This is a genomic window from Atribacter laminatus (assembly GCF_015775515.1).
In the GTDB taxonomy this organism is placed as follows: Bacteria; Atribacterota; Atribacteria; order Atribacterales; family Atribacteraceae; genus Atribacter; species Atribacter laminatus.
This window is the reverse complement of the sequence record NZ_CP065383.1, coordinates 2,929,967-2,944,268: the sequence shown is the minus strand read 5'-3', so window position 1 is coordinate 2,944,268 and position 14,302 is coordinate 2,929,967. Positions and strand designations below refer to the sequence as shown.

Genomic DNA, 14,302 nt, shown 5'->3' with positions numbered 1-14,302 from the left:
CCTCGTTTCCATTGGCATTGAGCTTTCTTTTACTCTTTCACTCTTACCCAATCGGCTTGCCAAGTGATAAGGTATTTGGGTTTTTCGATGAATTCGAGTTGGTAGGTTGTTAATTGAGTTATTAAGTTGGTGGCGGAGGTAAGAATTTGTTGAAAAGTAAGAATAACATTAGGAACAGTATCATCTGGTTGAGCTGTATCTGATAAATACTTAAGAAAATACTCTACTTGTGCCATGTATCCCTTTGGGAAAAATGGTTCGGCATATTCCTGTCCGAGTTTTAAAAGGAACAGGTTATGAGTCCCACTTCGATTGGAAGTAAAGAGGATATGTTTCCCATCCGGAGACCAACAAGGCTCGGAATCGTCACCGGGATTATGAGTGAGATTTTGTTGATTGTTTCCTTTGATGTCCATGAGATATATTTCATAATTCCCGTTCCGGTTTGAAGAGAAAGCGATTCGTTCTCCATCTGGCGACCAAGCAGGGTCAGTATCATCGGCAGGATTTCGGGTGAGATTTCTACAATTGGAACCATCAACGTTCATAGTGAAAATATCGTTGTTGCCATCTCGATGGGAAGCAAAGGCGATTTTGGTTCCATCGGGTGACCAACAGGGTTCACCATCATCGGTATCGTTCTGAGTCAGGCGTACCGGGTTCCCGCCTTCTGTGTCCATGAGATATATTTCATAATTTCCATCTCGATTAGTAGAAAACGCAATTCGTTCTCCATCCGGTGACCAAGCCGGATTTTTATCATCAAAATCGTTTTCGGTGACACGAATAGAGGTTTGATCATCGATGTTTATTAAATAAATTTCACCAGTTATATACCAGAGTACATATGCCAATTTCTTCCCATCTGGTGACCAACAGGGTTCCCACATGGTGGTGGCGTATTGATGAGCAGATATAGGGAGTTTTTCCGATTCAAAGGTATTTATATTAACAGCTCGAATGAGAAAAACGTTGGAGTCGACTTCTTGAGAGAAGACGATTTTCTCGGTTGGAACTGCATTTGGTTGAGTTTCGGGAATAGGTTCAGCCATCTCAGCCGGAGGTGGTGAAAGAGGAGGCAAAGCAAGTTGAACCGGTGGAGGGGGAGTTGATAGAGGAGGCAGGGTGAGCTGACCTAATGATTGGCTTTGAACTGATGAAAAAAAGAGCACCATGATTATTATACTTATTGCCAGGAAGAATATTTTCATTTTATTCCACCTGAGGTTGCCAGCAAGGGCACCAGTCGTCAAAGGAATTATTTGTTAATCGTACGACCTCGGTTCCATCGGCTTTCATCCGGTAAATTTCATCGTTGCGGTCCCGGTTGGAGACAAAAAGGATGTAGTTCCCATCCGACGACCAAGCCGGTTCAGAATCGGTAAATCCATTTTTGGTTAGATTGACAGCTTGTTTTCCATCGGCATTCATCACGTAAATCTCATAGTTTCCATCTCGGTTGGAAGAGAAAGCAATTTTGGTCCCATCCGGTGACCACATGGGGCGGTGGTCATCAGAAAAGTTTTCCGTTATCCGAATTGGATTGGTTCCATCAGCATTCATTACGTAAATTTCATAATTCCCATCTCGGTCGGTGGCAAAAGCGATTTTACTCCCATCCGGCGACCAGGAGGGTTCAACATCGTTGCTCGGATCATTACTGATATTGGTCCGATTGCTCCCATCAGCATTCATGATGTAGATTTCGCTATCCAGAGGAGCCTGGGTTGAACCAAAAAGATCGAAGCCGGAGCTGGATGAGCCACTGGGTTTGGATGAAAAAATGATTCGGGTCCCATCCGGTGACCAAGCCGGATAGCTTTTTTCCTCGGTGTCTCCGGTAATCATGATTTCTCCGCTCCCATCGGCATTCATCAGGTATATTTCGAAATGAAAATCAACATAGGAAGCGAAGACAATCTTTTGTCCATTCGGCGACCAGGATGGCTGCCAAGCCAGGGTATGATGATTACCGCTCAGACGAGTGCGATTGCTCCCATCAGCATTCATAGTACAGATGGTAAAGTTTCCCCCTCGTTCTTCACTTGCGTAGAGGATTTTCCCTGACGGTGGTTTGATCGGTGGTTTCTCGACCAGTATTTTTTCCTGGAGTTCTGAAAAAGTCGGCATTTGGAGAGATTTTTCCGGTGGTTTTGGTGGGGTAGAAGGGGCAAGAAAAATAGGAATGGTGGTTTTCTCTTGAAAACGAATGGAAGAAATGATTTGGTTAGCTTGAGTCCAATAGGTTTCAATTTTTTGTGGTTCAGAAGTTAAAAGAAAACTGTAAGCCTGATTCTCTTTTATCAGAACAGTTAAAACCCAGGCAAGTTGCTGGTTTTGATAAATCCCAGTGAAAGGAACAGATATGGCTTTTTGGTTAGCAATTGATACCTCGAAAGTATTTCCAATTGCCAGCTGGGTGATTTGGTTTTGGAAGGCATCCAGGGATTTTTTGAGATAGGCATTGGGAGTGACTGGTTGATCTAAATTTTCAACCGAACAGCTTAAATTATCCTGGAGTTGATCATCGTTTTCCTCGATTGGAGAAAAAAAGACTAAAAAATGACGGTTTTGATGATCCTGGCTCACCGGCTTCCAATCGGGAGGATGTTGCAGAGTGAATTGGAGAATTTCGTCTTGATAAGAAGTGAGTTCTTCCTGAGCCGGTGGAAGCAGGGCTCCTTCAAAGCAATAAGCTGGAAGGCAAAAAGAGATGGATGTCAGAATTACACTGATTAAAAAAAGTAATGTTTTGAACAAAATAATTCCCCCCTCCTGTTTTTCCATCGTATTGTATCATTACAAATTCAATCTTGGGAATACCGTGAGTCGTGAATTGGGAGTGGTGAGTAGAATAATAAAAAGCCCTCTTCCTTTGGCTAAAGGGAAATGCAGTTCGGGATTCGATTTGTTTCAATAAAATCAAATCCCCCCTTACCCCCTTTTCTAAAGGGGGAGATTGTTTTCTGGATAGTTATTTTTTATCCTCATCTGGTCTTACGAACTAAGCGGCATGATGAGGTTCTATCCTAAAAATACAGGTATGTTTTTTATAGATATCTTAATGAGTGCAACCAACTGGAATCTCATTCTTGGTTTTCACCCTCATCCTCACCTTCTCCCATCAAGGGAGAAGGAACTCTGAATTCTTTTGTTCTTTTTTCCCTCGCCCCTCGGCGGGAGAGGGCCAGGGTGAGGGGGCAACTTATTTTCATTGTCATCTGGTGCTGCGAAAGCAGCATGAGGTTCTATCCTAAAAACCTGCGGGTATGATAAATCAAGCCCTTTCAAAAGAATTAAAAAATGGAGGGACACAATGTATTGCGTCCGATCTTCATCTAATATAGCGACATGCCATGGCATGTCGAATCTTGGGTTTTCATTCTCATTTGTTGGTAAGAAAGTAGCATGATGGTTTGTCCTGAAAATATAGGAACGAATAAAAAAGGCGTCATCCTGAGGCTTCGTGTTTTGAAGCCGTGAGGATCTCATCAACTCAATCCGTCATTGCGAGACCTCGTTTTTTGAGGTCGTGGCAATCTCTCAATGAAATTTTCATTTCCTAATTAATAAATGAAGTACTATAAAATAATTGATGTCTTTATGAGTGGCACTTTCTAAAATAAGAAGCATATCTTTTTATAATTTCATAAAAGAAAAGCTTTCTAAAAGAGATTGCCACGTCACTTCGTTCCTCGCAATGACGATAAATAATGTGGTTTGATAAGGCAAACCACATTAAAGTACTTTTTAAAAATGTAAGGTCTACAATTTATCGTGCTCAATTAATGTAGCGACATGCCATAGCATATTGTGTTTTGGATTTTTACTTCATAAATAATTAAAAGGATGAGATTCTCACGTCGTCCGGTAGAAGACACCGGACTCCTCAGAATGACAGAGTGGGGCGATGAGATTGCCATGTCGCACAGGACGTTCCTTGCAATGACGGAGCAGGAAAAAAAATCAAATCCCCCCTTACCCCCTTTTCTAAAGGGGGAGATTAAATTACTTTAAAATTTTGTTTTTCAACTTCTCCCGGCAAGGGAGAAGGAGCTTTTAATCGTTATTACAAGGAGCAAAGCGATGTAGCAATCTCATGGAATTAGAATCGATTAATAAGTTATTAAAAAAGCCTCAAGGATGAAGTATAATATGAGTTGGGGAATCCTTAAAGGAAGGAGAAGATTATGAAATTTAAGGTTGTAATCACCTACGATCCAGAATATGAAGGATATGTAGTGGATGTTCCTGAACTCATCGGATGCATGAGTCAGGGAAAAACTTTTGATGAAGCCCTGAGCAATATAAAGGATGCCATTAGGGGATGGCTGGAAGTGGAAAAAAGGCATGGGAGATTGAATTATTTCGAGGAAAACGAGGTGTTCTTAGGAGAGGTTACTATCTAAATGGGATTTCTCCCTCGTATTTCGGGTAAGGAAGCAGTAAAAATCTTCCAAAAATTTGGTTACATTCTGGATCATCAAACTGGAAGTCATATGATTTTATATCACGAAGAAAGACCAACCCTATCAATTCCAAACCATAAAGAGTTAGCACCGGGTTTGCTTCGGGGATTAATTAGAAAGAGTGGTATATCTGTTGATAAATTCTTAAATGCCAGAACATCGTAGAATTCCTTTTTTGATCGAACTATACAAAGAGCACACCTTAGATCAAATGAATAAATAACTTCTATTTTTCCTCTTTAGTATTTTGCCTCATTTTTGTTGATTGAAAATAAATTGTTATTCTTTCATATATAAATCGTGAGTTGTGAGTCGTGAGTGTTGAGTTGAATAAAATTTAGGATTTTAAAAACTTTCAAAGCGATTAAGCATAAAATGCTTCTCCCTTTGCTAAAGAGGGAGACTGTTTTTTCCTCGCCCCTCGGTGGGAGAGGATTAAGGTGAGGGGGGCAGCTCCTTTCACCCTCATCGGGATGCTGTTAGGCAGCAGCATGAGGGTCAATCCTGAAAGCCCACAGGCATGATAAATCAAGCCCCTACAAAAGAATATAAAATCGTAGGGGTACAATGTATTGTACCCATTTTTTAATTAATGTAGCGACATGCCATGGCATGTCGAATCTTGGTTTTTATCCTCATCTGGCGCCGCAAAGCAGCATGAAGCTCTATCCGGAAAATACAATTTCAACCAAATTCTCGTTATTTTGATTTCTCCCTTTGGACAAAGGGAGAGTGAGAGGGATTCGATCGATTTCTATGTTGCCTATCAAAAACCATATCTTTTTTTCGTCATTGCGAGACCTGGTTTTTTGAGGTCGTGGCAATCTCTTAATAAAATATTTAAAGAATTAAGCAATGGAAAAGCAGGTATATGTTTATTTCATGAGCAATCGTTGGAATAAAGTTCTATATGTTGGTATTACCAGTAATTTGATAAAAAAGAGTCTGGGAACATAAAAATAAAGTCGTTGATGGCTTTACCAAGAGATACAACCTGAATAAATTAGTCTATTACGAAATATATGATGATATTCTAATTACTATTAATCATGAAAAACAAATCAAGTCGTAGCCATGGAGGAGAAAGATAGCTCTCATAAATGCTTCGGATCCCTTTTGGGATGATTTATATGAAAAATTATACAATTAGAGATTGCCACGTCGACTAACCAAAGAACGCTTAGTCTCCTCGCAATGACGGTTATATTTAGATATTTTATCATCTTCTAATGCTGCTATGCGGTATTGAGGTCTATCTTGAAAATATAGGAACGAATATATAGTAATAAAACAAAAAAAAGATAAAGGCACACCCCCCTGAATCCCCCCTCAATGGGGGAATGAATTCAATAATTCCCCTCCTTAGAGGCGTGCTGCTTTGCGGCTGGGAGAGTGCCTTTATCTTTTAGAACTATACATGAATAAAAAATGGGATTCTTACGTTGTCCGATAAAAGATACCGGACTCCTCAGAATAACGGAGAGTGTGGGTGAGATTGCCACGACGTCCAACCAAAAAACGGTTGGCCTCCTCGTAATGACGGATTTAGATTACTATTTTCATCCTCATCTGTTACCACAACGTGGCATGGGGTTTTATCAAAAAAATACTGGAATGATTTTTTATTGGTAATTCATATTAAACAACTAACCAGGATCTCATCCTGGGCTTTCACCCTCATCCTCACCTTCTCCCATCAAGGGAGAAAGAACTCTGAATGATGGAGAACTGAGTGGTTTGATAAAACAAACCACATTAAAGATTTTTCAAAAAATGTAGAGGCGGCAATTTATTTCCACCGATTAATGTAGCACTAACGTAATCGATGTATTACAATGATATAGGGTGATGACATAATGATATCTATTCGTTTACCTAAAGATCTTGAAAAAAAGTTAGATATATTAGCTCAATCAACAAAACGATCCAAGAGCTTTTATGTTAAGGAAGCTTTGACTCGTTATCTCGAAGATATTGAGGATTATTATGTTGTGCTTGAAAGGTTTTCCCAACCAGGAAGTGACTACTATACAACCGAAGAAGTTAAAAAAGAAATTGAATCATGAATTACCAGATTCTGTGGCATAAAGATGCGGTTCAGGATTTAAAAAAAATTGACCGAAAAATTGCATTATCAATCATAAGTAAAGTTGAAAAATATTTAGCTCGAGATCCAATAAAACTTAGTATGCCACTCAAGGGCAATTTCAAGGGATTCTTTCGATACCGTATAGGAAAGTTTCGTGTTATTTATACAATTCAGGAAAATCATCTTCTTATATTGGTATTAAAGGTTGGGAAAAGGGATGAGGTATATGATGAATGAAAATAAAGAATTAGATTGCCACGACGTCCAACCAAAAAATGGTTGACCTCCTCGCGTGACGGTTTTAGAATAAGTATTTTTACCTTCATCTAGAGTCAAAACCTGTTATGAGGGTTCATCTTGAAAAAATAGTTATGAGGAAAAAATAAAAATTATCTTTAAAAAGTTTTTTCCACAAGATAATTAGGATTTTTGTTGTTTCTGGAAAGGAAGCTTGAAACTGGCGGTTTTATCAGAAGATTGGTCGTGAAAAACAACTTCAAGCTGGTATTCGCCAGGATCAATTTTAAGATTAAAATATAAATCTACGAATATTTCTCTGACTGTTTTCTTGGTAGAATATTGGTATTGACTAAAAGCCTCTCTGCTAATAAGCAAATTTCCCGCTTTATCGTAAAGATTGAAATCCAGGATGAGAAAAATCACATACTGCTCATCTTGTTTCGTTAGAGTGAAATATTTTGGTTCAGCATAAACGTAGATAGTTTCATCAAGTCCAAAAACGTTGGAAACTCTTTTATTAAAAACACCGTAAGCATGAGTCTCACCCTCGGTAAAGGTTGCATTTTCAATTATCATAGGCGATTTATTCCAGAGGATGAATTGAAGTTGATCAAGAGTTTTTTGGGCCAAAATGAAGTCGCTGGCTTCAATAGAATTCATGGCTGATTGTAAAAGTTCCTGCTCCTCTTGAGCAAAAACCAGAGAAGAGAGAGAAAACACTAAAACGCAAATCGCTAAAATAAGTACAGATATTTTCTTCATGATCCACCTCCTTGGATAAATGAAAGCTAAATAACATCTTTCATTATTAACTCAACTTTCGCAGTTCAATAATAGCACTTTTTCTCTCAACCATGCTGGAAGACTATTTACAAAATAGATGAGTAGCTCTTTGACTTTTTCTTCTGAAAGGACAAGAATCTGTTTGATGGTCGTCTTCAGGAGCTCAAGAAGAAGAGTGAGTGCTTCCATAAGAGTGATATCCTGAATTTCATCATAGCAGGCATAGAAAAGCTCGCCAAAGGTTCGGGGATCGGTGTTTCTCCGGGCAATAACCGCGAGCATGATATAGCGGATAAAGACGATACTGGTATGGGATACCAGAGCATCATAGGATCGAACCTGAAATTCCCGAGTGAGTTTCAAGACCGATTTCACCATCTTGAAGAAAACCTCGATATCCCAGCGTTTCCCATAGAGGGTGACGATCTCGTCTTCAGAAAGAGACAGATCAGTTGAAAGCAGTGCCAACCATTGAGATTTTTGTTTTTCACTTCGGACAAAGACAATCCGAGCTAAAAGTGGTTTCCCAGTGAGATTGAGATTCACGACACCCGATCCAATGATATTGCCGTGTGGTCTTTTCTGAATTCTGGTGAAAAGAGAGGAAAGAGAAAGAACTTTTCCACCAAAAGAATAGTAAATTTTTGGGGTGTTTTTGAGCATGCACACCACTGATAATCCGCGAAGAGCACATTTGCGGATGAGGGCTGGAAAACTGAACCAACTATCAAAGAGAATAGTTGAGACCAAAGGACAGTGTTTCAAGGCTCCATCCAGGAGGTTGAAGAAGACATCTGGAGCTTTTTCTTGGGATTCTTTCCGAAGGTGAGCTCTTTTGCTCCGCCCATCAATGGAGGCATCCATGGGACAGAGCTGGTTTTCTTTTTGGTGAGAACTTAACAATGAAAAAGCAAAGGGAATGAATGTAGCACCATCGGTGAGTCCTAAAGTGAGCATTCTGAAACCCCGACTGAACCGTCCTTGGGCGTGATCATAGAATCGAGAGAGCCCTTCAACTTTCAAGCTCCGAGGCCGTTCATAGGGGGAATCATCCACCACCCAGGTGTAGCGTTTCAAACTGGTAAAAGGAAGGAGCGCTTCAGAGACTACTTTGGTACTCAAAAGAAAGAGCAATTTTCGCCAGCTCCCACTGGTCTTGTGGAGGAAACGGTAAAGAGTGTCTTTCTTTCCTTGGAAAAGGGGATGTCGAGATTGGAGAAGACCAGCAACGTTTTTCTGAGTAAAGACTAGGAGAAAGATCATCTGAAAGACGTCTTTGACTGGGAACCCTTTCTTTTTGTTCATATGGCATTTTCGAAACAGTTGGTTCACTTTAAACTCCTTCATAAAGGAGGAAAACATGGGTAACAAGGTCCTTTCATTTTTCAAATTTTCTGGTAGGATAGTCATGAAGACACCTCTCTCTTTGTGGTGATTGGTTTTTTTCCTTAAGTCAATTCTACCAGAAAGGAGGGGTGTTTTCATTAAAAACCCTTTAAAATCAAGGTTTTTCAGCATTTATTTTAGTGCGAAAGTTGAGTTAATTAATATATAGCAATAAAAAAGAAACGAAAAATATTTAAAATCACAGTGGGTTCGAGTATCAGGAAAAGATATGATTGGTTTTCTTCTTCACCCTTTGTCCAAAGGAAGAAGAAATAATATAAAATAATGAAAAGATGAGATCCTCACGCGATAAAGCACCGCTTAGGATGACTGAGAAGACTCAAGAGATTGCCACGACCTCAATAAACGAGGTCTCGTAATGACGAATTAGGTTGATGAGATCCTCACGCCCTCAAATGCTGAGGGGGAGAGAGGAAGAAAAGAAGAAAAGGAAAGAGGGTTCAGGAATGATAAAGATGACTCAAGAGATTGCCACGACCTCAAAAAACGAGGTCTCGCAATGACATTTTTGTGTTTTTTCTCCCTTGATGGGAGAAGGTAAGGATGAGGGTGAAAATCTAAATTCGACATGCCATGGCACGTCGCTACGTTAAAATTCCTCTGTAGGGATTTGCTCGATTAAGCCCGTGGGTTTACTGAATAGAAAAATGAGAAAGTCGATTATTTTAAAATCCTCAATGCTTCCCATCTTCTACCATCTAATGAGTTGCTCAAAACTTTTTCCACAACCTATTGACACCAGGGGGGGAGGGTATATAATTGCAATGTTATGATTTTTTATGGGGGTGGAATTGAGGGCAAAAAAGACGGACGTCATCTGATGTCCTAATGGGAGTCCCTCCAAAACACTCGCAGAGGGAAGGGCCCCTTCCCCGAGGGTGAGTGCACCCATTTTGTTTTTCTGGACAAAAAAGTCTGGGTGGGAGCACCTGATGAGAAAAAATCATCAGTCATTATTTTATCTTGAGAATCGAATAGAGAAATAGTCATGGTTTGGCATACAAACTGTGACTATTTCTTTTTGTCTCCGTCGGAATGATGGTTTGCGGGGGACAATTTTATTCTCGCGAATATGAGAAAGGGGGGATACCCAATGAAAAAGGTCTTTGAAGCCGGTACTCACCTTGTGTTGGATGGTTTTACCAGCGACACGTCGTTACTCCAGGATCTGGATCGCGTCCGGGCATTTTTGGACGAGTATCCAGATCGGATGCATATGACGAAGATTATGCCGCCTTATGTATTCCGTTATCAGGGAGATACTTCCCAAGAAAGCGGTCTTTCAGGTATTGTCATAATCGCTGAAAGTCATATTAGTATCCATACTTTCCCTGCGAAGGGTTATCTGAGTGTTGATGTTTTTTCCTGCAAGCCTTTTGATGCAGAAGAGGCAACTCAGTATTTGATTGAGTATTTTCATCTCTCAGATTTTCAGCGGCAAATTTTAGATCGAGGAGTTGAATATCCTAAGGAATTAGGTGAAAGTATTTCCATGGTGTATGAGGATCGTCTAGAGAACTTGGAGAGAATGGCAAGTACTTGACTGGCGATAAAAATATAAAGACCGGGGGTCGTTTGATTGATCCTCGGTTTTTTATTTTTCGTACTTTTTTTCGATGATTGATTGGCAGCTGACGCAGTAAGGAGTATAGGGTAAGGCTTTTAAACGGCCTTCAGGAATTTCCTGCTGACATCTCTCGCAAATTCCATAGGTTCCGCTTTCAACTTTTTTTAAAGCTGATTCAACTAACTTGGAAATTTGTAAAAGAGCATCACGGGAGAGAAGCTCCATCTCTCGATCTACAGTTGCTTGGCTAAAATCGCCTTCATCGAGGGATTCGGTTAAGGGATTGAATTCCCGAAGAAAGCTCTGTTCTTTGGTTAATAGTTGATTAATCCTTGTTTGGATGCTCAGTAATGCCTTTTTATAATGCTGAATTTTGGTCGTATCCACCTTTTTCCCTCCTTTCGCAAGAAAAAAACCTGTGCTGACTTTTTATAGTCCATTCTACCATTTTATTAAGGAAAGTACAGCGAAGAGAAAAAGACCGAGGGGGCGAGGGGGAGATATTTTCTGGGTCATTCTGAGAAGAGTGACGTTTTTTGCCAGCCGGCGTGAGAATCCCATCTTTTTAATTATTAATGAAGCAAAAACCCAAAACACGACATGCCATGGCATGTCGCTACATTAATTGGGCGCAATAAATTGTCGCCCCTACACTTTTAAAAAGCATTTTAATGGTGGTTTGTTTTATCAAACCACTCTAATTCTCGTCATTGCGAGGAGCGTCCAGTGCGACGTGGCAATCTCATTTAGCCAATTCTTCATTCTGAGGAACGTATTGTGTGATGTGAGAATCCCACCTTTTATATTTATTAAAAATAATTAAGAAAAACAAAAACTTAAAAAGATGAGATCCTCACGCGGGAAAGCACCGCTCAGGATGACTGAGAAAGCTCAAGAGATTGCCACGACCTCAAAAAACGAGGTCTCGCAATGACGGATTGAGTGGATGAGATCCTCACACCCTTAATAGGCAAGGGCTCAGTATGACTCCTACTGAGACAAATGAGACCCTCAAGCGGGGAAACATCGTTCAGGATGATAGAATTTTTTTAAAATTCTTTGTTGGGGCTTGATTTATCATGCCCTCAAGTATACAAGAGAGTAAACAATAAAGATTAACAGTTATTTAAATTAAAAACCCTTTATTGTACAATATAAATTAAAAAAGACCTGGTAAGAGTTTTATGAAAAGAAGCATTTGTTTACTCTGTTTGAGTGCTCTAGGCATAGCTCTGACTTTCATTGCTTCGTTAATCCGGATTCCCATACCTTCGATACGATGGTATTTTCATCTGGGTGATACAATAATATTTATTGTTTCACTCCTTTTCGGTCCCATTGCCGGAGCTGTTTCTGGAGCAATAGGTTCCTCTTTAGCGGATTTGCAGGCTGGGCTGGCGGTGTGGATTCCTTTTTCATTGGTGATAAAAGGATTTGAAGGTTTAGTTGTTGGCTGGATCAGCCAAGGACATGAGGGGAAAAAGGATCTCGTTGCTCTTTTTATAGGTTCACTGTTGATGATTGGTGGATATGCAATTGCTACAATAATCCTTTTTGGATGGCCGGTGCTTATCTATGAAATACCGGTTGATGTTATACAATGTGTAGTTGCAATTATCCTCTCTCTCTTTATAGTAAGGAGCATTCGAAAAAGATTTCCAATAATATCAAAACTAAAAGGATGTATTGAATGGAAAAATCAAATATAATCGGTTTGCTTCCAAGCGACTTATTATCCTTTCTTGAAATGATGGGTGAGCCCAGTTACCGATCAAAGCAAATCACTCATTGGTTATACCAACTTAAAGCAACCACCTGGGATGATATGAAAAATCTTCCTCTTGGTTTTCGCCAGGTATTATCCCAGAGGTTTGATATTGGTCAGACAAGAATTGAAACAAAAATGGTTTCATCCGATGGAAGCATGAAGTATTTATTGCGACTCGCCGATGGAAATGGAATTGAAATTGTGATCATTTCCCATCGCAAACACACAACTATCTGTCTTTCAACTCAAGTAGGATGTCCGGTTGGTTGTTCCTTTTGTGCTACCGGACAAAACGGCTATACCAGAAATCTGACCTACCAAGAAATTGTTGAAAGTGCTTGGAGAGCCCAGATTGAAAGTAATAGAGTTGTTAAAAATATCGTGTTTATGGGGATGGGAGAGCCATTGTTAAACTACGAACAACTATCCAAAGCGATTCAAACATTTAACCATCCCGATGGTTTCAATATTGGTTCTCGCCATATGACCGTATCGACTATTGGGATACCAGATAAAATTATCAGATTGGCCCAGGATTGGCCTCAGGTTAATCTAGCGGTCTCACTTCATGCCCCCAAAAACGAATTAAGGAAGCAGCTGATTCCTATAAATGACGTCTATCCCATTTCTCAAATAATGAAAACGGTAGAGAAATATATTGCCATGACACATCGACGAGTGACTATTGAGTATTCTTTATGGACCGATATCAATGATCAGCGGGAGTATGCTTTTCAATTAGCTTCTCTTTTGCGAGGGTTGTTGGTGCATGTCAATCTCATCCCAGGCAATCCTATCGCAGAATGTCATTTCGTTCCATCTTCTCCGGCAAGGGTCATGACTTTTGCCAGAATTTTAGAAGAAAACCAGATAAATGTCACCATTCGGGAACCCCACGGTCAGGACATAGGGGCAGCATGTGGTGAACTTTACGGATTGCATCATAAAAGAGGTGTGGTTGAATGATTATTGTTCTACGGCATGGAACCTCACAACAAGAAGTCGATGAAATCGTTGATCGGCTGAAGAAGTTGGGTTTTGGAGCCCATATATCCAAAGGAACCGAGAGAACTATTATTGGAGCTATTGGTGATGAACGCCAGGTCAATTTAGAAGAAAAAATTGGTGTTCTTCCCTTCGTTGAAAAAGTTATTCCAATTCTTGCTCCTTATAAGCTGACCAGTCGTGAATTTCGGTTGGAAGATTCGGTAATAGAAGTGGGAAAGGTTCCTATCGGTCCGGGTAAATTTGTAGTCATGGCCGGTCCCTGTGCGGTTGAATCAGAAAAACAACTTATGGAAACAGCTAATCGTGTAAAGGAAGCCGGTGCAATGATTTTACGGGCTGGAGCTTTTAAGCCGCGGACATCTCCTTATAGTTTTCAGGGTTTAGGAGAAAAAGGTCTAAAAATTTTAGCCAAAGCCCGAGAGGAAACTGGAATGCCGATAGTGACTGAAGCTTTAGGTATAGAAGAACTTCCCTTAGTCAATGAATACGCTGATATGATTCAAATCGGGGCAAGGAACATGCAAAACTTTCGATTGTTAGAAGCGGCCGGAAGGTTACGAAAACCAATCTTATTAAAGCGGGGCATGATGAGCACGGTTGACGAGCTCCTTATGTCAGCTGAATACATTCTTTCTCAAGGTAACTATAACGTAGTTTTATGTGAGAGAGGAATCAGAACCTTCGAATCGGCTACCAGGAATACCCTGGACTTAAGCTGCGTCCCTTTGGTTAAGAAACAAAGCCACCTACCTATTGTAGTTGATCCCAGCCATGGAACTGGTCGTTCCGAGTTGGTCCCGGCAATGAGTTTTGCCGCTCTTGCTGCCGGAGCCGACGGCTTGCTTATTGAGGTTCATCCTAATCCAATCGAGGCACTTTCCGATGGTCCTCAATCACAGGACCCTGCTCAATTTTCATCAATGATGGCAGAGCTTAAAAAAATTGCTGGTTTAAAAGGAAGGGCTATGTAA

At 40.2% G+C, this 14,302-nt stretch carries 13 protein-coding genes; 8 read left to right on the top strand and 5 right to left on the bottom strand.

Annotated features, from left to right (window positions below; all coding sequences use genetic code 11):
- Nucleotides 1–29 precede the first annotated feature (29 nt).
- Nucleotides 30–1,211 carry a hypothetical protein gene (locus tag RT761_RS13300; protein ID WP_218111904.1) on the bottom strand — a complete coding sequence of 394 codons (1,182 nt, stop codon included), beginning with the start codon at nucleotides 1,209–1,211 and terminating at the stop codon, nucleotides 30–32.
- 1 nt (nucleotide 1,212) lies between these two features.
- Nucleotides 1,213–2,760: a DUF5050 domain-containing protein gene (locus RT761_RS13295; protein ID WP_218111903.1), complete on the bottom strand. Its 1,548-nt coding sequence runs from the start codon at nucleotides 2,758–2,760 to the stop codon at nucleotides 1,213–1,215.
- 1,430 nt (nucleotides 2,761–4,190) lie between these two features.
- On the opposite strand from RT761_RS13295, the gene RT761_RS13290 reads away from it, so the two are divergent.
- The 4 genes from RT761_RS13290 (at nucleotide 4,191) to RT761_RS13270 (ending at nucleotide 6,795) form a co-directional block, all read left to right on the top strand.
- The gene (locus RT761_RS13290) at nucleotides 4,191–4,409 is read left to right on the top strand and encodes a type II toxin-antitoxin system HicB family antitoxin (protein WP_218111902.1); all 219 of its coding nucleotides are present in this window, start codon (nucleotides 4,191–4,193) and stop codon (nucleotides 4,407–4,409) included.
- Complete coding sequence (locus tag RT761_RS13285; protein WP_218111901.1) at nucleotides 4,410–4,634, top strand: type II toxin-antitoxin system HicA family toxin; 225 nt, start codon at nucleotides 4,410–4,412, stop codon at nucleotides 4,632–4,634.
- Nucleotides 4,635–6,325: 1,691 nt separating this feature from the next.
- Nucleotides 6,326–6,535, top strand: a complete 210-nt coding sequence (relB, locus tag RT761_RS13275; protein ID WP_218111899.1) for a type II toxin-antitoxin system RelB family antitoxin — start codon at nucleotides 6,326–6,328, stop codon at nucleotides 6,533–6,535.
- Nucleotides 6,532–6,795, top strand: a complete 264-nt coding sequence (locus RT761_RS13270; RefSeq protein ID WP_218111898.1) for a type II toxin-antitoxin system RelE family toxin — start codon at nucleotides 6,532–6,534, stop codon at nucleotides 6,793–6,795. Before relB ends, RT761_RS13270 begins: the two co-directional genes overlap by 4 nt.
- A 183-nt stretch (nucleotides 6,796–6,978) precedes the next feature.
- Here the strand turns inward: RT761_RS13270 and RT761_RS13265 are convergent, their stop codons facing one another.
- Together RT761_RS13265 and RT761_RS13260 are read right to left on the bottom strand one after the other, a co-directional pair.
- On the bottom strand, nucleotides 6,979–7,560 hold the full coding sequence (locus tag RT761_RS13265; protein ID WP_218111897.1) for a hypothetical protein: 582 nt from the start codon (nucleotides 7,558–7,560) through the stop codon (nucleotides 6,979–6,981).
- Between the two features lie 51 nt (nucleotides 7,561–7,611).
- Nucleotides 7,612–9,066: an IS4 family transposase gene (locus RT761_RS13260; protein WP_218111896.1), complete on the bottom strand. Its 1,455-nt coding sequence runs from the start codon at nucleotides 9,064–9,066 to the stop codon at nucleotides 7,612–7,614.
- Between the two features lie 1,015 nt (nucleotides 9,067–10,081).
- On the opposite strand from RT761_RS13260, the gene speD reads away from it, so the two are divergent.
- Complete coding sequence (gene speD / locus RT761_RS13255; RefSeq protein ID WP_218111895.1) at nucleotides 10,082–10,531, top strand: adenosylmethionine decarboxylase; 450 nt, start codon at nucleotides 10,082–10,084, stop codon at nucleotides 10,529–10,531.
- Nucleotides 10,532–10,582: 51 nt separating this feature from the next.
- Here speD and RT761_RS13250 read toward each other — a convergent pair whose 3' ends face one another.
- A complete protein-coding gene (locus RT761_RS13250; RefSeq protein ID WP_218111894.1) occupies nucleotides 10,583–10,942 on the bottom strand; it encodes a TraR/DksA family transcriptional regulator in 360 nt (119 codons plus the stop codon).
- Nucleotides 10,943–11,739: 797 nt separating this feature from the next.
- Here RT761_RS13250 and RT761_RS13245 point away from each other — a divergent pair.
- Genes RT761_RS13245 through aroF form a run of 3 tightly spaced genes read left to right on the top strand, consistent with a single transcriptional unit; the run spans nucleotide 11,740 to nucleotide 14,302 of the window.
- Entirely contained in the window at nucleotides 11,740–12,264 is a 525-nt protein-coding gene (locus RT761_RS13245) for an ECF transporter S component (RefSeq protein ID WP_218111893.1), read from the top strand.
- Nucleotides 12,246–13,289 carry a dual-specificity RNA methyltransferase RlmN gene (rlmN, locus tag RT761_RS13240; RefSeq protein ID WP_218111892.1) on the top strand — a complete coding sequence of 348 codons (1,044 nt, stop codon included), beginning with the start codon at nucleotides 12,246–12,248 and terminating at the stop codon, nucleotides 13,287–13,289. Before RT761_RS13245 ends, rlmN begins: the two co-directional genes overlap by 19 nt.
- Nucleotides 13,286–14,302 carry a 3-deoxy-7-phosphoheptulonate synthase gene (gene aroF / locus RT761_RS13235; protein ID WP_218111891.1) on the top strand — a complete coding sequence of 339 codons (1,017 nt, stop codon included), beginning with the start codon at nucleotides 13,286–13,288 and terminating at the stop codon, nucleotides 14,300–14,302. The genes rlmN and aroF overlap by 4 nt, the downstream gene beginning before the upstream one ends.

Excerpts from the sequence above, each read along its gene's own strand:
- RT761_RS13300 (WP_218111904.1), bottom strand. The coding sequence starts at position 1,211 with ATGAAAATATTCTTCCTGGCAATAAGTATAATAATCATGGTGCTCTTT.
- RT761_RS13290 (WP_218111902.1), top strand. The coding sequence starts at position 4,191 with ATGAAATTTAAGGTTGTAATCACCTACGATCCAGAATATGAAGGATAT.
- RT761_RS13285 (WP_218111901.1), top strand. The coding sequence starts at position 4,410 with ATGGGATTTCTCCCTCGTATTTCGGGTAAGGAAGCAGTAAAAATCTTC.
- relB (WP_218111899.1), top strand. The coding sequence starts at position 6,326 with ATGATATCTATTCGTTTACCTAAAGATCTTGAAAAAAAGTTAGATATA.
- RT761_RS13270 (WP_218111898.1), top strand. The coding sequence starts at position 6,532 with ATGAATTACCAGATTCTGTGGCATAAAGATGCGGTTCAGGATTTAAAA.
- RT761_RS13265 (WP_218111897.1), bottom strand. The coding sequence starts at position 7,560 with ATGAAGAAAATATCTGTACTTATTTTAGCGATTTGCGTTTTAGTGTTT.
- RT761_RS13260 (WP_218111896.1), bottom strand. The coding sequence starts at position 9,066 with ATGAAAACACCCCTCCTTTCTGGTAGAATTGACTTAAGGAAAAAAACC.
- speD (WP_218111895.1), top strand. The coding sequence starts at position 10,082 with ATGAAAAAGGTCTTTGAAGCCGGTACTCACCTTGTGTTGGATGGTTTT.
- RT761_RS13245 (WP_218111893.1), top strand. The coding sequence starts at position 11,740 with ATGAAAAGAAGCATTTGTTTACTCTGTTTGAGTGCTCTAGGCATAGCT.
- rlmN (WP_218111892.1), top strand. The coding sequence starts at position 12,246 with ATGGAAAAATCAAATATAATCGGTTTGCTTCCAAGCGACTTATTATCC.
- aroF (WP_218111891.1), top strand. The coding sequence starts at position 13,286 with ATGATTATTGTTCTACGGCATGGAACCTCACAACAAGAAGTCGATGAA.